General features: G+C 73.2%; 18 protein-coding genes and 1 pseudogene. 7 read left to right on the top strand and 12 right to left on the bottom strand.

What is annotated here, in order from left to right:
• Positions 1-82: 82 nt before the first annotated feature.
• From ACFVGS_RS23060 to ACFVGS_RS23050, 3 genes are read right to left on the bottom strand one after another with little or no spacing between them, the layout of a single operon-like run.
• Entirely contained in the window at positions 83-334 is a 252-nt protein-coding gene (locus ACFVGS_RS23060; RefSeq protein ID WP_384411840.1) for a hypothetical protein, read from the bottom strand.
• Positions 331-780 (bottom strand): sigma factor-like helix-turn-helix DNA-binding protein, encoded by a 450-nt coding sequence (locus ACFVGS_RS23055; protein ID WP_385693523.1) that lies wholly within the window; start codon positions 778-780, stop codon positions 331-333. Before ACFVGS_RS23055 ends, ACFVGS_RS23060 begins: the two co-directional genes overlap by 4 nt.
• 57 nt (positions 781-837) lie before the next feature.
• A complete protein-coding gene (locus ACFVGS_RS23050; RefSeq protein WP_384411836.1) occupies positions 838-1,350 on the bottom strand; it encodes a MarR family winged helix-turn-helix transcriptional regulator in 513 nt (170 codons plus the stop codon).
• A 111-nt stretch (positions 1,351-1,461) separates the two neighbouring features.
• Here ACFVGS_RS23050 and ilvA point away from each other — a divergent pair, with 111 nt between their 5' ends.
• The 3 genes from ilvA (at position 1,462) to ACFVGS_RS23035 (ending at position 4,816) form a co-directional block, all read left to right on the top strand.
• Positions 1,462-2,697, top strand: a complete 1,236-nt coding sequence (gene ilvA / locus ACFVGS_RS23045) for a threonine ammonia-lyase (RefSeq protein WP_384411834.1) — start codon at positions 1,462-1,464, stop codon at positions 2,695-2,697.
• 224 nt (positions 2,698-2,921) lie between these two features.
• Complete coding sequence (locus tag ACFVGS_RS23040) at positions 2,922-3,974, top strand: ATP-binding cassette domain-containing protein (RefSeq protein WP_384411832.1); 1,053 nt, start codon at positions 2,922-2,924, stop codon at positions 3,972-3,974.
• The gene (locus ACFVGS_RS23035; protein WP_385693522.1) at positions 3,971-4,816 is read left to right on the top strand and encodes an ABC transporter permease; all 846 of its coding nucleotides are present in this window, start codon (positions 3,971-3,973) and stop codon (positions 4,814-4,816) included. The genes ACFVGS_RS23040 and ACFVGS_RS23035 overlap by 4 nt, the downstream gene beginning before the upstream one ends.
• Positions 4,817-4,830: 14 nt before the next feature.
• Here ACFVGS_RS23035 and ACFVGS_RS23030 read toward each other — a convergent pair whose 3' ends face one another.
• From ACFVGS_RS23030 to ACFVGS_RS23015, 4 genes are all read right to left on the bottom strand, one after another.
• Entirely contained in the window at positions 4,831-7,164 is a 2,334-nt protein-coding gene (locus ACFVGS_RS23030) for a protein kinase (RefSeq protein WP_385693521.1), read from the bottom strand.
• Between the two features lie 60 nt (positions 7,165-7,224).
• Complete coding sequence (locus ACFVGS_RS23025) at positions 7,225-9,735, bottom strand: PQQ-binding-like beta-propeller repeat protein (protein WP_385693520.1); 2,511 nt, start codon at positions 9,733-9,735, stop codon at positions 7,225-7,227.
• A gap of 139 nt (positions 9,736-9,874) precedes the next feature.
• On the bottom strand, positions 9,875-10,372 hold the full coding sequence (greA, locus tag ACFVGS_RS23020) for a transcription elongation factor GreA (RefSeq protein ID WP_384411690.1): 498 nt from the start codon (positions 10,370-10,372) through the stop codon (positions 9,875-9,877).
• 200 nt (positions 10,373-10,572) lie between these two features.
• Positions 10,573-10,974, bottom strand: a complete 402-nt coding sequence (locus tag ACFVGS_RS23015) for a DUF4307 domain-containing protein (protein ID WP_385693519.1) — start codon at positions 10,972-10,974, stop codon at positions 10,573-10,575.
• Between the two features lie 97 nt (positions 10,975-11,071).
• On the opposite strand from ACFVGS_RS23015, the gene mca reads away from it, so the two are divergent.
• Together mca and ACFVGS_RS23005 are read left to right on the top strand one after the other, a co-directional pair.
• Positions 11,072-11,953 (top strand): mycothiol conjugate amidase Mca, encoded by an 882-nt coding sequence (gene mca, locus ACFVGS_RS23010; protein ID WP_384411686.1) that lies wholly within the window; start codon positions 11,072-11,074, stop codon positions 11,951-11,953.
• Positions 11,946-12,188 carry a hypothetical protein gene (locus tag ACFVGS_RS23005; protein WP_384411684.1) on the top strand — a complete coding sequence of 81 codons (243 nt, stop codon included), beginning with the start codon at positions 11,946-11,948 and terminating at the stop codon, positions 12,186-12,188. The genes mca and ACFVGS_RS23005 overlap by 8 nt, the downstream gene beginning before the upstream one ends.
• A 136-nt stretch (positions 12,189-12,324) precedes the next feature.
• On the opposite strand, the gene ACFVGS_RS23000 is transcribed toward ACFVGS_RS23005, so the two are convergent.
• Positions 12,325-15,495 (bottom strand): tetratricopeptide repeat protein, encoded by a 3,171-nt coding sequence (locus ACFVGS_RS23000; RefSeq protein ID WP_385693518.1) that lies wholly within the window; start codon positions 15,493-15,495, stop codon positions 12,325-12,327.
• Positions 15,496-15,815: 320 nt separating this feature from the next.
• Here ACFVGS_RS23000 and ACFVGS_RS22995 point away from each other — a divergent pair, with 320 nt between their 5' ends.
• Entirely contained in the window at positions 15,816-16,211 is a 396-nt protein-coding gene (locus ACFVGS_RS22995; RefSeq protein ID WP_384411681.1) for a rodlin, read from the top strand.
• Between the two features lie 144 nt (positions 16,212-16,355).
• Positions 16,356-16,514, top strand: a pseudogene (locus tag ACFVGS_RS22990) (DUF255 domain-containing protein); the annotation flags it as partial.
• 296 nt (positions 16,515-16,810) lie between these two features.
• On the opposite strand, the gene ACFVGS_RS22985 reads toward ACFVGS_RS22990, so the two are convergent.
• The 4 genes from ACFVGS_RS22985 to ACFVGS_RS22970 all read right to left on the bottom strand — a co-directional run bounded on the left by ACFVGS_RS22985 (position 16,811) and on the right by ACFVGS_RS22970 (position 19,808).
• A complete protein-coding gene (locus ACFVGS_RS22985; RefSeq protein WP_385693517.1) occupies positions 16,811-18,238 on the bottom strand; it encodes a restriction endonuclease in 1,428 nt (475 codons plus the stop codon).
• A 61-nt stretch (positions 18,239-18,299) separates the two neighbouring features.
• A complete protein-coding gene (locus ACFVGS_RS22980) occupies positions 18,300-18,659 on the bottom strand; it encodes a hypothetical protein (protein WP_385693516.1) in 360 nt (119 codons plus the stop codon).
• Positions 18,660-18,751: 92 nt separating this feature from the next.
• Positions 18,752-19,087: a hypothetical protein gene (locus ACFVGS_RS22975; protein ID WP_385693515.1), complete on the bottom strand. Its 336-nt coding sequence runs from the start codon at positions 19,085-19,087 to the stop codon at positions 18,752-18,754.
• A gap of 286 nt (positions 19,088-19,373) precedes the next feature.
• Positions 19,374-19,808 (bottom strand): hypothetical protein, encoded by a 435-nt coding sequence (locus ACFVGS_RS22970; protein ID WP_385693514.1) that lies wholly within the window; start codon positions 19,806-19,808, stop codon positions 19,374-19,376.
• Between the last annotated feature and the right edge of the window lie 98 nt (positions 19,809-19,906).

The following is a 19,906-nucleotide window of genomic DNA, read 5'->3' as shown; positions in this document are numbered from 1 at the left end:
AAGTGGAGGTGGCAGTCCGGACACCCCCACCCCCGTGGGAGGTCCCGGACCCCGGCACCAGACCCACCCGGCCGGGCCGGTGTCACCAGCCCTCCAGCGGTGGCGTCGTGCCGGCCGGCGGGACCTCCCACGGGCGGGCCACCGACGCCCACACCACGAAGGCGACGGCCGCCGCGGCGAGCAGCGTCCACCAGATGCGGCGCAGCAACCGGTCCCGGCGCAGCAGGCGGGTGCCGCGGGCGACGGCCCGGGCGGTGAGGTCGCCGGGGACGTGCGGGTGGCCGGCCTCCATCATCCGGCGGACCGCGTCCTCCTTGCGTTCGTGGCGGTTCACGAGGCCGCCGCCCGCAGCGCGCTCACGGCCCGCGCGCAGACGGCCCGTATCCGGTCCTCGGGCACCCCGAGCAGCGCGGCGGTCTGCTCCTCGGCGACGCCCTCGTACAGCCGGAGCACGACGACGAGACGTTCCTGCGGCGTGAGGGAGGAGAGCACCCCGCCCCGGCCGCGGTGGTACCGCCGGGCGCTCCGGGCGAAGCGGCCGGCCAGGTCGGAGCGGGTGACCTCGTACGGGTCCTCGCCGCGCAGCCGGTCCCAGTGGGCGTAGGTGTGCGCGAGGGAGGCGGTCAGGAGGTCCTGGGCGAGCGGGTTGCGGTGCGCGGGCTCGGTGGTGAGCAGCGTCGCGACGTGCAGCAGCCGGCCCGACGCCCCGGCCGTGAACGCCGTGAACTCCCGGGTGCGGTGGGCTTCTTCGCCGCCGTGGCCGTTTCCGGTCTCTCGCACGTCCTCAGTTGAGGGCAGGGCGCGGCCGGGGTCAAGCCCCGTGTCCGGGGCGCGGGGTCACGACTTCGGCGCGGTGTCGTCGGCCGTGGCCGGCAGGCCCGACTGGCGTGCCGAGAGCGCGGAGTTGAAGCGGGTGAGGAGCGAGCAGAAGGACTCCCGCTCGGCGGGCGTCCAGCCCTCGGTGACCTCCGCCATCAGCTGCCGCCGCGAGGCGCGGACCTCCTCCAGGCGGGCCTGGCCGCGCGGGGAGAGCTGGAGCACGACGGCGCGGCCGTCCTCGGGGTGCGAGGTGCGCTTGACCAGGCCGGTGTCGACGAGCGGGGCGACCTGGCGGGTGACCGTGGACGAGTCGATGCCCATGCCCGCGGCGAGTGCCTTGACGCCCATCGGGCCTTCCTGGTCGAGCCGGTTGAGCAGCAGGTAGGCGGCGCGGTCCATCGAGTTGCGCAGCTGCCCGGTGCCGCCGAGCCGGGTCTGCTCGGCCCGCCGGGCGAAGACGGCCACCTGGTGCTGGAGGGCGTCGAGGAGACCGGGGTCGAGCTCAGTCGTCATGTCCTGAGACGTGGGCATGGCTGTGGTGGCTCTCTCGTGCGGTGGTCGGTTGGTGGGGGACAGAGTACGCGGCGTTTCCGGGGTCCGTACCGGCGCTGCACGATCCGGATATGCTGCGAGACTTCTGTCATGAGCTTCCGTAGGCCAGACCCCTTGCATCGGCTGATGCTCGACGACGTGCGCGGGGCGCAGAAGATGCTCGCCGGGGTGGCCCGGGTGACCGCGATGGAGGGCAGCCGTCACCTGTCCTCGCTGGTCGGCTCGCCGGTGCACCTCAAGTGCGAGAACCTCCAGCGCACCGGCTCGTTCAAGCTGCGCGGCGCGTACGTGCGGATCGCGGGGCTGCGGCCCGAGCAGCGGGCGGCCGGGGTGGTCGCCGCCTCGGCGGGCAACCACGCGCAGGGCGTGGCCCTGGCCTCGTCGCTGCTCGGGGTGCACGCGACGGTCTTCATGCCGGTGGGCGCCCCGCTGCCCAAGGTGGCGGCGACCCGCGAGTACGGGGCGGAGGTGCGGCTGCACGGGCAGGTGGTCGACGAGACGCTGGCGGCGGCGGAGGACTACGCACGGGAGACCGGCGCGGTCTTCATCCATCCCTTCGACCACCCGGACATCATCGCGGGGCAGGGCACGGTGGGTCTGGAGATCCTGGAGCAGTGCCCGGAGGTGAGGACGATCGTCGTCGGCGTCGGCGGCGGCGGTCTGGTCGCGGGCATCGGTCTCGCGGTGAAGTCGGTGCGGCCCGACGTGCGGGTCGTCGGCGTGCAGGCGGAGGGCGCGGCGGCCTATCCGCCCTCGCTCGCGGCGGGCCACCCGGTGGCGGTCGAGTCGCCGGTGACGATGGCGGACGGCATCAAGGTGGGGCGCCCCGGCGACGTGCCGTTCAGCCTGGTGCAGGAGTACGTGGACGAGGTCCGCACCGTCTCGGAGGACGCGCTGTCGTCGGCGCTGCTGCTGTGCCTGGAGCGGGCCAAGCTGGTGGTGGAGCCGGCCGGGGCGAGCCCGGTGGCGGCGCTGCTGGCCGATCCGGGGGCGTTCCGGGGCGGCGGGCCGGTGGTGGCGGTGCTGTCCGGCGGCAACGTCGACCCGCTCCTGATGCAGCGGATCCTGCGGCACGGCATGGCGGCCGGAGGCCGCTATCTGAGCCTGCGTCTGAAGGTGACCGACCGGCCGGGCGCGCTGGCGACGCTGCTGGCGGTGCTGACGGTGGTGGACGCGAACGTCCTGGACGTGAGCCATGTGCGGACCGATCCGCGACTCGGCCTCACGGAGGCGGAGGTGGAGCTGCACCTGGAGACGAAGGGCCCGGAGCACTGCGAGGAGGTCGCTGCGTCGCTGCGGGAGGCGGGGTACACGATTCTGGGCTGACCGGGCCGCTGAGCCGGGCCGGGCCGGGCTTGGCCGGGCTGGGCTTGGCGGGGCTGGGCCGGCCCCGGCCGGGCGCGTGCCGTCGCGCGTAAATCGGTTGTGTGTCGCGATGTATCGCGTTAGCTTGTGGTGTGGGTCACGGGACTGCCGGGCGCTCTCCATCCGGCATCCCTAGACTTGGACAGAAATGCTCAAATCCCGCCACATCTGCTGGGAGACCCCACATGGCAGGCGCGATCCACGCCGAAGGTCTGGTGAAGACCTTCGGTGACGTACGAGCTCTGGACGGCGTGGACCTCGACGTCCCCGAGGGCACCGTCCTGGGCCTGCTCGGCCCGAACGGCGCGGGCAAGACGACCACCGTGCGCGTCCTCACCACACTCCTGAGACCCGACAGCGGCCGGGCGGTCGTCGCCGGGATAGACGTGCTCAAGCACCCCAACGAGGTGCGGCGCTCCATCGGCCTCTCCGGCCAGTTCGCCGCCGTCGACGAGTACCTGACCGGCCGCGAGAACCTCCAGATGGTCGGGCAGCTGTACCAGATGAACGGGAGGGCGGCGAAGGCCCGGGCGGACGAGCTCCTGGAGCGGTTCAACCTCGCCGATGCCGCCGACCGGACCGCCAAGACCTACTCCGGCGGCATGCGCCGCCGCCTCGACCTGGCAGCCGCCCTGGTCGTCTCCCCGCCCGTGATGTTCATGGACGAGCCCACCACCGGCCTCGACCCCCGCAACCGCCAGTCGCTGTGGGAGGTCATCCAGGACCTCGTCGCCGGCGGCACCACCCTCCTCCTCACCACGCAGTACCTGGAGGAGGCCGACCACCTGGCGCACGACATCTGCGTCGTCGACCACGGCAGGGTCATTGCCCGCGGCACCTCCGACGAGCTCAAGGCCCAGACGGGCGGGGAGCGCGTCGAGGTCGTCGTCCACGAACGGGGCATGATCCCCGCCGCCCGCGAGATCCTCGCCCGCTACGGCATCGCCGGCATCGGCCACGGCGAGATCAGCGTCGAGGACCACACCCGCAAGCTGACCGTCCCGGTCACCGGCGGCGCCAAGATCCTCGCCGAGGTCATCCGCGACCTGGACGCCGTCGGCGTCGAGATCGACGACATCGGTCTGCGCCGCCCCACCCTCGACGACGTCTTCCTCTCCCTCACCGGCCACGTGGCCGAGCAGGCGGACGAGGAGAACGGCGACGGCCCGCCACCGGACGCCCGCGGCAGACGCGCGAAGCAGCAGGCCAGGGAGACGGTGAAGGAGGCGGCCAGGTGACCGCACTGACCGACACCGCCGCGCGGCCGAAGGCCCGCGGCGCGATCACCCAGTCGATCGCCGACTCGCTGATCGTCACCAAACGCAACCTGATCAGGATGATGCGCATCCCGGAGATGATCATCTTCGGCCTCATCCAGCCGATCATGTTCGTGGTGCTGTTCAGCTACGTCTTCGGCGGCTCCATGCAGATCGGCAGCTCCACCTCGCCGCAGGTCTACCGCGAGTTCCTGATGGCGGGCATCTTCGCCCAGACCGTCACCTTCGCCACGGCCGGCGCGGGCGCGGGCATCGCCGACGACATGCACAAGGGCCTCATCGACCGCTTCCGCTCGCTTCCCATGGCCCGCGGCGCGGTCCTCACCGGCCGCACCCTCGCCGACCTCGTGCAGACCACGCTCACCGTCGTCGTCCTCGCGATAGTCGGCCTGCTGGTCGGCTGGCGGATCCACGAGGGCGTCCCCAAGGCCCTCCTGGCCTTCGCGCTGCTGCTCCTCCTCGGCTACGCCTTCTCGTGGATCGGTGCGCTCATCGGCCTCTCGGTGCGCACGCCCGAGGCCGCCACCTCCGGCGGACTGATCTGGCTCTTCCCGGTCACGTTCATCTCGACGGCGTTCGTGGACTCCAGCAAGCTGCCCTCCTGGCTGCAGCCCGTCGCCGAGTGGAACCCGTTCAGCGCGACCGTCCAGGCCTGCCGCGAGCTCTTCGGCAATCCGGGCGTCTCGACGTCCGACGCCTGGCCGATGCAGCACCCGGTGTGGGCGTCGCTGCTCTGGTCGCTGCTGATCATCGTGGTCTTCCGCACGCTCTCGGTACGCAAGTACCGGTCGGCGACGGCCTGAGGAAACCGCTCCGATCAGGGCAGGTAGCCGGAGGTGACCCGGCCGTCGGAGAGGAGGACGAAGACCGCCCCTCCGGCGGCCAGGACGCCGTTCGTGCCGTCGGAGGGCGGGAGGGAGTCCACGGGATCGCTCAGGTGGACCTTGGGGTATTCACGCGTATCGGCCGGCGGGTTCTCCAGAGGCAGCGCGGAGACCTGGCTGCCGTTCACCGCCAGCAGGCGGTCGCCCGCGAAGTACACGCGCTCGACGGCCCCCTTGCTGCCGAAGTAGACCGCCGACCGCTGCCAGCGCTCGGCGCCCGTACTCAGGTCGTACGTGGAGAGCCGGACTCCGTCGGTCATGGCCACGATGCCCTGCGCGTTCACCGCCGGCGCCCCCAGGAACCGGACGCCCGCGCCGACGGTCCGCTCCCGCTCCAGCGTGCCCGAGTCCAGCACGGACACGCCGCGCCCGGACCCCTCGCACAGCACGCTGTCCCGGTGCACGGTCACCGCGTAGCACCCGTCGGCGTCCGAGCCGCGCGCGGTCTCCCGGCCCGTACGGGCGTCGAGCGCGAGGACCCGGCCGTTGCCGGGGACGAAGACGGAGCCCCCGGAGGCCACCGGCTGCTCCGGGATGACGTCGAGCGGCGCCTTCCACAGCTCCTTGCCGCCCTCGCCGGGCCGCACCGCCGTGACGAGACCGGAGCGCTCGTCCGCCACGTTCACATACGTCGAGTAGAGCACCCCGTCGTGCAGATCGGTGCCCTTGACCGCCCAGTCGCCGTCCGGCACGGCACGCCGCCACCGCTCGGCGCCGTCCCTGAGCGCGTACGCCCGGACGCCGTCCGGGCCGGTGACGGCCACCAGGTCGCCGACGACCGCCGGATACTGCGAGGCCACGCGCGGGGCCTCGCCCCGGCCCGGCTTCGACCACAGCACCCGGCCGTCGGCGGCCGCGAGCGCCGCCACGGCGCCGCCAGGACCCGTGCAGACCAGCACCTCGGGGGAGAGGGCGCAGGACTCGGCCGGCGTGTCGAACTTCCGTGACCAGGGCGCCCAGCCCGCCGGACGCGAGGAGCGCTGCGTGCCGACCGTGCCGTAGTCGCCGGTGTGGCCCTCGCCGCCGAACGGGAGGACGACCTGGTCCAGCGTCCGCGGCGCGTCCGCACCGGACGGCGCCGCCGACGCACTCCCCGACGGTCCTCCGCCCGTCACACCGCCCTGGCCGCCCTGCCCGTCCCGGCCGCCGAGCACCACCACGCCCACCGACGCCACCACCGCCGCCGCGACCGCCACGGCGGCGATCCGCGCCCACGGGCGACGCCGGGGCTCCGGCGCGTCCGGCCCGGCGTCCGCCGCGGCACCCGCCCCGGCCGCCGGCCGCCCGCCGACCGCCGTGGGCGAGTACGGCACCACCGGCGCCAGCGTCGGCAGATCCGCCACGCCCGCGCCCGACGACGCCGCCTCGCCGGCCTCCCGCGCCGCGTCCCCGTACTCGGCGAGCAGCGACAGCACCCCGCCCGGCCACGGAAAGACCTCCGTGCCCCGGCCCCCGAGCCGCCCCGCCAGCTCCGCCGCCGTCGGCCGCTCCGCCGGGTCGAGCCGCAGACACCGCTCCACCACCGGCCGCAACTCCTCCGGCACGCCGGAGAGTTCGGCGTCGGCGCGGCTGATCCGGTAGATCACCGCCGCCATCTCGTCGTCGTGGAACGGCCCGCGGCCGCTCGCCGCGAACGCGAGCACCGCGCCCAGGCAGAACACGTCCGACGCGGGCACGACCGCCCGGCTGCCGGTCAGGTGCTCCGGCGACATGAACCCGGGCGAGCCGACCACCAGGCCCGTCGAGGTCAGCGCCGTCGCCTCGAAGGCCTGCGCGATGCCGAAGTCGATCAGCTTCGGGCCGCTCGCGCCGAGCAGCACGTTCGCCGGCTTCAGGTCCCGGTGCAGCACCTTCGCCGCGTGCACCGCCTCCAGCGCGCGCGCCAGCGTGACGCCCAGCTCCCGTACGGCGGCGACCGGCAGCCGCCCGGACCGCACGACCGCCTCCGCGAGCGAGGGCCCCGGCACGTACTCGGTCGCGAGCCACGGCGCCGGCGCGTCCGCGTCCGCGTCCACGAGCCGCGCCGCGTACGGGCTGCGCACCGCCCGCGCCGCCGTGATCTCGCGCCGGAACCGGGCCCGGAAGTCCCCGTCGACCTCCAGGTCCTCCCGTACGGTCTTCACGGCGACCATGCGGTACGGATCGGCCGTCGGCCCGTCCGCCCGGCAGGCCAGATGGACCTCGCCCATGCCGCCCGCGCCGAGCCGGGCGAGCAGCCGGTAGGGGCCGACGAGCCGCGGCGGCCCGGCGGGAAGTGCTTCCAGCACGGTCAACGCGCCTTTCTGCTCGGGTTGTTCGGGCGACTGGTCCGGGGTCTGTCCCGGCGACTACCGGGGCAGCTCGACGGAGACCACGACACCCTGGTCGTACACCAGGTAGGCGATCCCGCCGACGGGCAGCACCTCCGGAGCCCGCAGCATCTCGTCGTACCGCACCCCGTCGAGCGGTTTCGCGGGGCCCTTGTCGGCCCGCGGTCCGGGCGCACCCGGCACCGCGGTGCTCCGCAGCCCGGCCGGCCTGCCCTTCGCGTCCAGCCGCACGGTGTGGAGCGACGAGTAGTCGGCGTACACGATCCGGTCGTCCACGAGGAGCGGTGCCGACCAGGCGTGGGAGAGCCCGGCGGGCGCGGCCTTCGCCGCGTACGCACCCGTCTCGCTGCCGTCACGCGGGTCGTACACCTTCAGCCCGCCGTTCTCGCCGTCGTGACCGATCGCCGCGGTCGGGGTCAGGACCGCCGGCCGCAGCGTGGCGACGGAGGACGGCAGGCTCGCCTTGGACGCGAGCGTGGCGGCGTCGAGCAGGTGCAGGTTCTCCGGCTCGCCGGCGCTGTGCGGGAGGTCGGCGCAGTAGGCGTTCGCGCCGAGGACCTTGATCTCCTCACAGGTGCGGGCGTCGGCGTCGACCTGCCCGCGCAGGTCTCCGGTCCCGGCGTCGTAGGCGACGAGCCCGCCGTCGCTCAGCGCGTAGACCAGGCCCTCGGCGTACGCGACCGGTTCGAAGTCCTTGTAGTCCGAGCGCGCGAGGTCGGCGTTGGAAAGCCCCTTCGACCAGAGCTCCCGGCCGTCGCCGAGTCCGTACGCCACCAGGCGGGTCTGCCCGCCCTCGCCCGTCGAGGCGAGGAACAGCGTGCCGTCGCCCACGACCGGACGGCTCACCACGCCGTGCCCGCCACCCGACTCCTGCTCCCATCGCACCGCGCCGGTGCGGGCGTCGCGCACCTGGAGCGTCGTTTCGCCGGCCAGCGCGACGAGGTCGTGGTGGACGGTCGGCCGGGCCGAACCGCCCGCCACGACGACCGCTCCCGTGGGGCTGATGTAGCTGTCGTCGTTCCGCGGGTCCTCGATCAGGTTCGCCTCCCACAGCTTCTCCCCGTTCGCCGGGTCGACCGCCTCGTACCGTCCGTCCGTCGTCCGGCACACCAGGGCCTTCTCGTTCCCCGAGCAGCCGAACGCCGGTGCCGACAGCTTCGCCCGCCACGGCTTCCAGCCCGCCGGGCGCTGGGCGGCGTTCTGCGGGACGACCCCGGAGGCGTCGGCCAGACCGCGGTCGTCGACGCCCGGGACGCGCGGGCCGGAGGCGGCGGGCGGGGCGGCCGTCGGCTTCTTCGAGCCGGGGTCCGGCTCCGGCCACAGCAGGTACGCGCCGATGCCGCCGCCCAGGACGGCGAGGGCCGCCACGGCGGCGACGAGCCCACGGCGGCGCCGCCCCGGGGCAGGGCCAGCGGGAGCCGAGGGCGCCTGTGTGGCCGCCGCGTGCAGCGGGTCCGGGCCCGCCGCTGCCGCGGGCGCGCCGGGCGGCGTCGCCGGGGCCGCGGGGACCTCGACGAGCGGGCCGCCCGCCGCGACCAGCTGGGCCAGCTCCCGCCCGTACTCGCCGATGTGCTCCCGTACGGCCTCCGGCCACGCGGGCGCGGGGCCGCCGTCGCCGCCGAGGAGCTCCACCAGCGCCTCGGGCGTCGGCCGGTCCGCCGGGTCCCGGGACAGGCAGGAGGCGACGACGCCGCGCAGTTCCTCGGGCACCCGCGTCAGGTCCGCCTCGGCCTGCGAGACGCGGTAGAGGACGGCGGCCACCGGCCCGTCGCCGAACGGGTCCTCGCCGGTCGCCGCGTAGCAGAGCAGCGAGCCGAGGCAGAAGACGTCCGAGGCCCCGGTCACGTGCCGGGCGCCGGCCACGTGCTCGGGCGACATGAAGGAGGGCGTGCCGACCATCAGGCCGGTCGCCGTCATCGTCGTGGCGCCGCTCGCCCGCGCGATGCCGAAGTCGATCAGGCGCGGCCCGTCGACGGCGAGCATGACGTTGCCGGGCTTGAGGTCGCGGTGCAGCACCCCGGCCCCGTGCAGGTCGGCGAGGGCGCGCGCGACCCGCGCGCCGAGCGCCCGCACGGTGGCGACGGGCAGCGGGCCGCCGCGCCGCACGGCCTGGGCGAGGCTGGGCCCGGGCACGTAGGCCGTGGCGAGCCAGGGCACCTCGGCGTCGGCGTCGCCGCCGACGGGCGCGGCGGCGTGGGCGCTGCGGACCAGTCCCGCGACCCGGATCTCGCGGCGGAAGCGCTCGCGGAAGGCGGGTTCGCCGGCGACGTCACGCCGTACGGTCTTGACGGCGACGTACTCGGCGGAGCGTGCGCCGGCGCCGGGACCGCCCGGGGTCCGCGCGGTGTCCGTGGCGCCCGGGCCGTCCGGTGTCGGCGCGGTGTCGGTGGCGCCGGGGCCGTCCGGGGTTCGGCCGGGGGCGTCCAGGCGGGCCAGGTACACCTCGCCCATGCCGCCCGCGCCGAGCCGGGCCAGCACCTCGTACGGCCCGATCCGACGTGGCGTGCCCTCGCGCAGCGGTCCCAGCATCTGCCCGTCCTCCCGTGCCTGCGGCGCCGACTCCCAAGATCATTACACGGTTGCGTGCGCGGATTGCATGAGCATGACGAAGGGCCGGACCCCGGTGGGGATCCGGCCCTTCGCGCGGAACGAACGCGGAAGAAGAGCGTCAGCCGGTGTACGGCTTGGCGCTCATGATCTTCACCATGGCCTTCTTGCCGTTCGGCAGCTCGTACTCGGCCTCGTCACCGACGGAGTGGCCGATGACGCCGGCGCCCAGCGGGGACTGCGGGGAGTAGGTCTCGATGGTGTCGCTCGCGTACTCGCGCGACGCGAGCAGGAACTCCAGGGTGTCGCTCTCGTCGCCGTCGAACGCGATCGTCACGACCATGCCCGGGCCGACCACACCGGTGTCCTCCGGGGCCTCGCCGACCTTGGCGTTCTGCAGGAGCTGGGTGAGCTGGCGGACCCGGAGCTCCTGCTTGCCCTGCTCCTCCTTGGCCGCGTGGTACCCGCCGTTCTCGCGCAGGTCGCCCTCTTCGCGCGCCGCGGCGATCTTGGCTGCGATCTCGGTACGCGCGGGACCAGACAGGTACTCAAGCTCTTCCTTGAGCTTGTTGTACGCCTCCTGGGTGAGCCAGGTGACGTTGTCGCTGGTCTGGGTCACAGGTGCTCCTCGTAGGTACTGGGAATACAAAGCTCGCCCTGCACGTAAGGCCGCTTTTTCAGCATGCGCCTTCCGAACGGGCGAAACCACGAGCCTAACAATGAGTGGCGAAAAGCGGGAGGACATAAACGCGCGCTTTACGTCACCCCAGGTCACCGGCGTGGCCTGCCGGGGGCGCTACCCCGGCTCCCTACCCACTGCTACCGGGCCGTACACCCGATCAGCTCGGCGCTGGTGGCCCTCGCGGTGGTGCGGATCGAGTAGACCTCGTCGACCCGGCCGCCGGCCTCGTCGACCGCGACGTCCTTGCGGCCCACCTCGGCGCCGTCCTCGGAGCGGGAGCGCAGGGTGCAGACGCCGTGGGCGTCGGCGTCCTTGCGGATCTCCAGGTGCACCTGGACCTCGCTGTCGCTGACCACGTCGAACTTGATCAGCTCGGCGCTGATCTTGCTGTCGACGACGTAGTACCAGCCGAACCAGCCCGTCACGGCCAGGAGGAGGGTGCCGAGCACGGCCCCGGCGATCTTCAGCGTGCGATCGGCGCGCTCGTCCGCGGAGCGCCCGTAGCGCCCCTCGGTCAGGCCCTCTCGCACCGCGCTCATGATCGTTCCTCTCGCCGCAGGGGTGCCGGAATTTTCCCACCCCCGATTCCGTCACTATAGAGACCTCCCTAGGCGACGAATCACTGAGGATCGAGTCTTGACTGAGCAGCTGCGACTGATGGCCGTTCACGCCCACCCCGACGACGAGTCGAGCAAGGGCGCGGCGACGATGGCCAAGTATGTGTCCGAGGGGGTGGAGGTCCTGGTCGTGACCTGCACGGGCGGCGAGCGCGGCTCCATCCTCAACCCGAAGCTCCAGGGCGACCCGTACATCGAGGCGAACATCCACGAGGTGCGCCGCAAGGAGATGGACGAGGCCCGCGAGATCCTCGGCGTCCGGCAGGAGTGGCTCGGCTTCGTCGACTCGGGCCTGCCCGAGGGCGACCCGCTGCCCCCGCTGCCCGAGGGCTGTTTCGCCCTGGAGGACGTGGACGCCGCCGCGGGCGCGCTGGTCCGCAAGATCCGTGCCTTCCGTCCGCAGGTCATCACGACCTACGACGAGAACGGCGGATATCCGCACCCCGACCACATCATGACCCACAAGATCACGATGGTGGCCTTCGAGGGCGCGACCGATACCGAGAAGTACCCGGAGGCCGAGTTCGGCCCCGCCTTCCAGCCGCAGAAGCTGTACTACAACCAGGGCTTCAACCGCCCGCGCACCGAGGCCCTGCACCAGGCCCTGCTCGACCGGGGCCTGGAGTCGCCGTACGGGGACTGGCTCAAGCGCTGGGACGAGTTCGAGCGCAAGGAGCGCACCCTCACGACCTTCGTGCCGTGCGCGGAGTACTTCGAGACCCGCGACAAGGCCCTGATCGCCCACCGCACCCAGATCGACCCCGACGGCGGCTGGTTCCGGGTGCCGATGGAGATCCAGAAGGAGGTCTGGCCGACGGAGGAGTACGAGCTCAGCAAGTCCCTCGTGGACACCTCCCTCCCCGAGAGCGACCTCTTCGCGGGCATCCGGGACAATGCCTAGCATGAGCGCACACCTGGCACTGACCGAGCTCGTCCCCTTCGCCGCGAAGGAGCTGGACGAGAACAAGGTGACCCCCGGCGTCCTCGGCTTCGTCGTCTTCGCCGTCCTGGCGCTGGCCGTCTGGATGCTGATGAAGTCGATGAACCGCCACATGCACAAGATCGACTTCACCGAGGCCCCGGACCCGGCCGCCGCCACGGCCGCCCCGGCGTCCGAGGGCCCGGCGAAGAAGTAGCGGTACGAGCGGGGCGCGACGACACCGACCGGTGCCGCCGCGCCCCGAGGCGTACCCGCTCACCGGCTCCCTCGTCACGGCGGGAGCGGCCGGCGGTGACCGGCGGGCGACAGCGGCAGCCGCGCCGGCTCCGCCCTCAGGCCACCTCCACCGGCACCCCCATCACCTCCCGCGCCTGCCTCCCCGGAATCATCCCCAGCTCCCACGCCTGCCGGGCGGACTCCGGTGCGGCGGGGCGGTCCAGGATCAGGGAGTAGGCCTCGGCGTAGTCCTCCAGGCGCGGGTCGCGCAGAGGGTGGCGGGAGTCCGTCAGGGCGGTCAGTTCCGCGCGGGCCGCCGCCGGGTCGGGCAGCAGGGTGCAGCGCAGGAAGCGGGCCCAGTCGGCGCCGCGCCGGTCGTCGTACGAGAGGAAGAGCCGCGCGGCCTCCTCGCAGAGGTCCAGCGCCTGGGCCGTGCGGTCGTTGCCGGCGTCGATCAGGGCCAGCTCCAGGCAGGTCCAGGCCTCGCCGTGGGCGACGCCGATCCGGCGGAAGTCGGCCCGGGCGTCCATGAGGAGCTGGCGGGCGAAACCGGAGTTGCGCAGGTTCCCGGTCTGCGCCGCCCGCTGGTCCCGGGTGACCCGCCCCGAGTGGTGGCGGGCACATGCCAAGCCGTAGACGTCCCGCATCCGCGAGAACATCGTCCGCGCCCGCTCCAGCTCCCGCACGGCCTGGTCCCGGTCGCCCCGCTCCTCCAGCGCGTGCCCCAGGTAGTAGAGCGTCCACGCCTCGCCTCGGGCGTCCTCCTGCTCGCGGTGCCGGGCGAGCGCCTGCCGGAGCCCGTCCACCGCCGCGGCCGTGTCCCCGGCGACCAGCCGAGCCCGGGCCAGCTGGGTCAGCGCCCACGCCTCGCCGCGCCCGTCGTGGGTGCGGCCGTACCGGTCGAGCGCGAGCCGCAGCTCCTCCTCCGCCCGCGTCACCTCGCCCATCCGCAGGAAGACCTGCCCCAGCTGGAAGTGCGCCCACGCCTCGCCGTGCAGCGACTCGTGCTCCCGGTGCAGCGCGAGGGCACGGTCCAGCAGCGTCAGCGCCTCCGCGAGACCGGCCCGGTCCCGCTCGACGGCGGCCAGCGCGTGCAGCGTCCAGCCGCGGTCGGCGGCCAGCGACTCCGGCTCCTGGAGCGCCAGCGCCTCCCGCAGCCGCGCCGCCGCCTCCGACAGATTGCCCTGGTGGTGCAGGGTGATCCCGAGCGAGCACAGCGCCAGCGCCGCGCCCGCGTCCTGGTGCGCCTCCTGGTACAGCGACACCACCGAGGTCAGCGTCGTCCGCGCCTTGTCGAGCTCGCCCAGCTGCCGGGCCGCGATGCCCGTACGCCACTGCACCGACCGCGAGAGCAGCCCCTGCCCCACGGCCTCCGTCAGCTCGTTGATCTCGCCGAGCCGGTACAGGTCGCCGCGCAGCAGGCAGTAGTCGCACAGCGCGCCCAGCAGGTCGAGCACCGTCTGCTGGTCCACGCCCTCGGTGTGCCGCAGCGTCGCCGTGATGAAGCTGGACTCCTCGTCCAGCCAGCGCAGCGCCGCCTCCAGCGAACCGAAACCGTGCCCGTCGAAGCGGGCGACGCGGTTGACCCGTGTCGACATCTTGCCGTCGACCATCCGGATCACCGCGTCCGCCAGCTCCGCGTAGCTGCGGATCAGCCGCTCCTGCGCCGCCGCGATCTCCGCCTGGTCCTCCTCCTCGACGAGCCGCGCCGCCGCGAAGCCGCGCACCGCGTCGTGCAGCCGGTAACGCTTCCCGCGCACATGGTCGAGCAGCCCCGCCCGGGCCAGCTCCCCGAGCAGCCGCGCCCCGTCCTCGGGCGTCCCGCCGAGCAGCGCCGCCGCGGCCGCCGCGCCCAGCGAGGCCCGGCCGGCCAGCGCCAGCCGGCGCAGCAGCCGCCGCCCGTCCTCGTCCAGACCCGTCGCGTAACCGGCGGCGAGCGCCCGCTCCACCGGGCCGGCGTCCGGTCCCGCCGCCGCGAGCAGCCGCGCCACCTCGTCCGCCGGCCGGCCGTCGAGCAGGGCGCCCGCCGTGCGCAGCGCCAGCGGAAGCCCGCCGCACAGCTCCCGCGCCCGCTCGAAGCCCTCCGCGTCGTACGGCCCCGGGCCGGCGGCCGCGCCGAGGAGCTCCTCCGCGCCCGCCGCCTCCAGGTCCGTCACCGGCAGCACGTGCACCGCGGCCGGCACGTCCGCGCCCAGGTCGAGCGGCTCCCGGCAGGTCACCAGGACCAGACTGTCCGAGCGCTCCGGCAGCAGCGTCCGCACCTGCGCCGCGTCGACCGCGTCGTCGAGGATCACCGTCACCGCCAGCCCGGTCAGATGCTGGTGGTACAGCTCCGCCAGCCGCCGCACCTGCTGCTCCGGCGAGGACCGCTCGCGGAACAGCAGCTGCTCGCGCGGCGCGCCCAGCCGGTTGAGCAGGTGCAGCAGCGCCTCCCGCGTCGTCAGCGGCTGCTGCCCGCGCGTCGCCGCGCCCCGCAGGTCGACCACGCACGCCCCGCGGAACTGGTCCTTCAGCGCGTGCGCCGCCCGCACAGCGAGCGTCGTACGGCCCGAGCCGGGCGCGCCGGGCAGCATCACCACCGTCGGCCGGGTCGTCGTCGCCGCCCGCCCGGCCTGCACCCACCGGGTGATCCGCGCCAGCTCGGTCCGCCGCCCGGCGAACGGGCCCTCCGCGTCCGGCAGGTGCCCGAAGGACTGCTCCAGTACGGCCCGCCGACGGGCCGCCGCGCTGCGGTCCGCGCCGCGCAGCCGCTCGACCGCCTTCTGCGCGGGCTCCGCCGCCGTCTGCGCCAGGAGCCGCTGCTGCTCCAGGAACGGCCGCACCCCGCGCACCTCCAGGGCCGTCAGCCACTGCAGCCGCAGCTGTTCCACCCCGCCGGGCCGGCCCGCCGCTGCGGCCCTGCGGTGCGCGGCCGCCCGGCGTTCCGCGCCGGCCTTCAGGGCGGTGGTCGCCGCCCCGGCCACCGCGACCACCGCGCCCGCGCCGAGCGCCGTGCCCGCCGCCGTACCGAGGGCCAGGTCGCCGCCGACCGCCGCGGCCGCGGCGACGGCCGTCACCAGGGCCGGGCCCGCGAACCCGGCGGACGCCGCGGGCTCCGTCTCCGTCGCCTCCACGGCCCGCAGATAGGCCGCGTACTCGTCGACCGCCCCCGCCGCCATGCCGTCCAGGCCGGCCTTGCCGCGCGCGAGCAGCGCCTGCTCGTCGAGGCGGCCTCCCGAGCGCCGTACCTCTTCCTCCACGGCCCGTGCCCACAGCCCCTCGGCCTCGGCCCGATGGCTGTCCCGCATCCGCGTCCCCCTCCGCCCGCGCCGGAACCCTCCGGCGCGTTCCGCATCGAACAGTCCGGTCCCCAGTGTCCTGCGTGACCGGCGCCCGCGCGAGTGACCGGCGCCGCATCCCGGTGTTCCCAAGGGTCCGTGTCCGCAAGGGAACTGACCGAACGGCAGACCTTCGACCTCGCGTCCGATGGCGTTCATGTGCCGAATACCGCGTCCGGGTGACGCGCCGGAACCAATCCTTCCCCGGGCAGTTGATCAGGGCGCTTCGGTCAACGGAGCAGTTCCGGGCCTATCGAGCTCCGGGCCATCGAGCTCAAGAAGGAAGACTCGTGATCAAGAAGGTTCTTGCTACCGCTGCTGTCGCGGCCACCGTCGCCGGCATGTCCGCGACCACGGCGATGGCGGCCGGCAACGACGGCGGCAGCGCCAACATCATCGGCAACCAGTCGAAGCAGTCGATCGGCAGCAACTCCACCGGCGGCTACATGAGCCCGAACTTCGGTCTCGTCAACGGTGGCGTCCTGCACTGCTTCGACGTCCAGAAGGTCGAGGCCCAGGTGCCGATCGGTGCCCTCATCGGTGTCCCGATCGCCGTCCAGGACGTCCTCGGCAACCCGATGGCGAACCAGACCTGCACCCAGAACTCCGTGCAGCAGAAGGGCGACGACGCGCTGTCGCACATCCTGGGCGAGGTCCTCTCCCAGAACGGCAACGTCGGCGGCTGATCTCCGCGGCCCCGCTGAAGCGGCCCCGTTCCTCGCAGAGCCAGTGCGAGGAACGGGGCCGCTTCCCTGTATCAGTGCCCCGCCCGCGCCCCGCCCACCCGTGGCGTACGGGCGGTCTTTCCCCGGGTGCGCAAGGATGGGGTCATGCCGAACAGACTGGCCCATGAGACCTCCCCCTACCTCCTCCAGCACGCCGACAACCCGGTCGACTGGTGGCCCTGGTCGGCCGAGGCGTTCGAGGAGGCCCGGCGGCGTGACGTGCCGGTGCTGCTGAGCGTCGGCTACAGCTCCTGCCACTGGTGCCAGTGAACTTACACAACCAGGTAGTCCTGACCTGGGGTGTTGCCAGGGGGTAGTCGCTTGACCACGTACGATGAGGAACTGAACACGAGTATCGACGCTTGGGTGGAGGCCGAACTGGCCGCCTCACCCGAGTGGGGGCCCGAGAGGTACGCCAGCATCCGCCAGCGCTTGGAGGACAGCCCGCCCTCTGCCGCCGCTGGGGAGCAGGAGCGCGGAGCCGCGGACTGCGGCCCATGAGGAAGAGCCGTGCGGGACGAGCCGTAACTGGCACTGAGGGTGACCAGTCGGCTGTTCGGTCAGCTGGGGCTTGACGTCGGTAGCGTGAGCTTGACCAGGACCGGGGTGGGGTTCTGGGTGTTGCCGGAGGCGTCGGCCAGCAGCCAGCCCTCCGCCCGAGTGGCGCTGGTGCGCTCCACGGTGAGGTCGGTGGCCCGGTTCGCGGTGAAGGTCAGGAGCTCGGTCCAGGAAGCCGGCGCCTTCCCGAGATCGAGGCACTGGAGGCTTCCGTCGAGGGAGCTTCGGGTGCTGGCCACGAAGATGGTCTGCTCGTCCGGACCGGCAGCCGCGCGAGGGTTGGGAACGGCGGAGACGATCCAGTTCTTCTCGTCGGCGGACGGGCTCTTGCTGACGTCGACGGGAGTGCTGTGCCCGCTGCCGCTCAGGAAGTGGCGTTCGTCGGCGAGGTGGACGGCCCGCATGCCGTTGGGGAAAGGGATGTCGTAGCGGGTCTCGTCGCCGGGCCGGTCGCCAATACGGCTGATGGTGACCGATCCGCCGACCAATCCCCCGATCTGGTTGTAGACCCACAGGGTGCCGTCCCGCCCGGCTTCCAGGGTCGCGTAGCCGCCGAAACCGCCGGCCACGAGCTGAAGGTCGCGGGTCCTGGGGTGCCAGCGTAGGAGCGCGCCGCGGCACAGCACAGTCACCGATCCGTCGGTGTTGTGGACTGCCCGGTCTTCGGTGCCGGGCAGAGCCAGGGCCCACTTGGTCTTGCCGGTCGTGGTGTGGAGTTCGACGACGCCGGTGTTGGTCGTGATCAGGAGCCGGTTGGCGGGAGCGGCACTGATGCCGCTCGGGTGCTGATCGGACTCCCAGACGCCGGTGAACTCCACGCTGGCGTCCGCACCTTCGGTGCTGGTCTTGATGATCGGCCAGGGCGGCGGGGCGGCGGCTGCCCGCGTAAGCACCGGAACTTCCGGTTCGGCGTGCCGGGGGACGACGATGTCGGCCAGGGGGACCAGCCGGTTACCGGAAGCGGCTGTCTCGCCGTAGAGCCGGTTCAACAGCTCTTCGGGATCGAGCAGCCCGCAAAGGGCGGCCTCGATGTGGGAGAGATCCATCAGGAGCAGCTCGTTGTGGCGGTTGATCCACTCCAGCGCGTGCGAGTTGAACCCGCTGGCGGACAGGACGATGGCGCGGGTACCTGGAGGCCGGGTAGAGAGCCGCTCAGACAGCTTGGTCAGAGGGTCCGCGCTCAGGGGGGTGGCTTCCCACTTGGCTTCAAGGATGTAGTTGTAGCCGATCGTGAAGAAGACGTCCGTCTCGTCCCTGCCGCCAACCCCGATCACGCTGGGCCGGGCATCGTGTCCCCACGCCTTGAGGACTTCGGCGATAAGTGTGTTGAACGCCTGCCCCCGCTTCTGGGGTGTCAGGCCGGAGTCATCGCGCAGACCCTTATAGGTGGCGAGAAGGGCACGAAGGCGCAGGGTGAGGTTCAAGTCCACCGAGTCATCCTGGCGGACCGAACGAGGATCACGGAAGGCACAAGTCGTACCAGCGGGTGACTCAGCGGGTGGGCCGGCACGGAGCGGTCCACAGCGCGGAGGCAACCTGAGTCCAGCCGTGGTCCCTCTTGCTGTCGTCGCGCGCCTCCTCCGCAACCACGAAGCCGTGCGCCTCCAACTGGTGCACCGCGGTCTCCCGGGGCAGCACCGGAACTTCTTCGCCTTCGAGGTCGATCATGTAGCGGCCTGGGTCCTCCGGCCGGGGGACGACCATGGTGTCCGCAGGTCCGAGATCGACCGGTCCTACCACGACTTCGGGTCCCGGTGCGATGACGTGCAACTTCCACCGCCGGCGGAAGGCCGTGACCTCGGCACCGTAGAGCGCCGGGAGGCCGACGTGGTCGGGGTGGGCTTCGGGCACGGAGACTCCTCTGGCACGTTCTACACCTTCTCGCCGACCGTAACGCACCGGTGCGACAGTGCCTCGCCGGTGTGCCGGGCCCGGCGCGGTGGTCACCAGAGGCTGAGCGGACGGCCTTCCGCGATCACCGCTTCGACCCGTGCGGCGATCTCCGCCTCGGACTTGCCGCAGATCAGGCCGGCGCGGATGGCGGCGCCGATCGCCCGGGAGCGTCCGGCAGGGCCGCGGAGGTCCGCGAGGGGGCTGCCCGGGTCGCGCCGCCGAGCCACCCACTCCGCCCGGTTCTCCGCCGCTGTGCCCAGCCGAAGGTGCGCCGGCTGCTGGCAGGAGTGGTTGTCACAGGTGTGGCAGACGGTCAGGTCGGTGCCCCATCCCAGCCGCGGGATGACGCCGTGTGCGAGCTGGTACCCGTACAGGTGCCCCGGCACCGTCCCCCGGCGCGTCCGGCCCGGCCGCGAGGTGGCTCGGAAGGTGGCGTGCCCGGTGCTGGAGATTCCGCCGGTGAAGAACCAGCACCCTGTGGCCGGCGACCGGTAGACCTTCGCCCGGTACCGGGCCTTAACAGACTCGTCGGCCAGCCATGCGGCCCACTCAACAGCCGGTATCCGCACGGGCGTTGGATCGCCGAGGAGGGAGAGCTGCTCGTCAACGGGAGCGGGCCCGGACCCCTTCACCGCAGCGAGCGGGAAGAGTCCGGGCCCAGGGCCGCCGTTCTTAGACGGCATCGGCCAGACCGCCCTCCATCGCAGAGTTCGGTGTGGCGGCGGAAGGCTGCGGGGGGGAGGCGCCGGCCTTCTTGGCGCGGCGCACCGGGCGCGGGCGCTCGGCACGGGCGCGCAGCTCCTCGATCACCTCCTTCGCGCGGGCGGCGGTAACAGGCTTCGCCTCGCGTTCCAGCTCTTCCGCCGTGACGCCGAGCAGCTGCCCGACCAACTCGGCGTCGTTGTTGAACAGCCGAAGGACGGCTGCGGCAGCCTCCCGTGCCGCGACCTCGGCGTCATCCTTCGCCTTCGACGCTGTTACCGCCGCCTCCCGTGTGGCCAGGGCGTTGGCCGCCGCGAGCTCTCGTGTCCGCGCCTGTGTCTCCTCGACGGCGCGAACCCGCCGCCGCAGTTCCGCCGCGCTCACCGATCCCGTCGAAGTGCTCACCTGTTCCTCATCCCAGCCGAATCCGTGCTCATCGCGCGCACCGTAAGCACGGGTCCGCGGACACCTCAAACTGCGGTCGCAGGGTGGCTCGCGGAGCG

This window comes from Streptomyces sp. NPDC127114 (assembly GCF_042677525.1).
Lineage (GTDB): Bacteria > Actinomycetota > Actinomycetes > Streptomycetales > Streptomycetaceae > Streptomyces.
This window is presented reverse-complemented; position numbering and strand designations above follow the sequence as displayed.

Bases quoted from the DNA above. Each gene is read 5' to 3' on its own strand.
- ACFVGS_RS23050 (WP_384411836.1), bottom strand. From the start codon at position 1,350: ATGCCCACGTCTCAGGACATGACGACTGAGCTCGACCCCGGTCTCCTC.
- ilvA (WP_384411834.1), top strand. From the start codon at position 1,462: ATGAGCTTCCGTAGGCCAGACCCCTTGCATCGGCTGATGCTCGACGAC.
- ACFVGS_RS23040 (WP_384411832.1), top strand. From the start codon at position 2,922: ATGGCAGGCGCGATCCACGCCGAAGGTCTGGTGAAGACCTTCGGTGAC.
- ACFVGS_RS23025 (WP_385693520.1), bottom strand. From the start codon at position 9,735: ATGCTGGGACCGCTGCGCGAGGGCACGCCACGTCGGATCGGGCCGTAC.
- ACFVGS_RS23015 (WP_385693519.1), bottom strand. From the start codon at position 10,974: ATGAGCGCGGTGCGAGAGGGCCTGACCGAGGGGCGCTACGGGCGCTCC.
- ACFVGS_RS23005 (WP_384411684.1), top strand. From the start codon at position 11,946: ATGCCTAGCATGAGCGCACACCTGGCACTGACCGAGCTCGTCCCCTTC.
- ACFVGS_RS23000 (WP_385693518.1), bottom strand. From the start codon at position 15,495: ATGCGGGACAGCCATCGGGCCGAGGCCGAGGGGCTGTGGGCACGGGCC.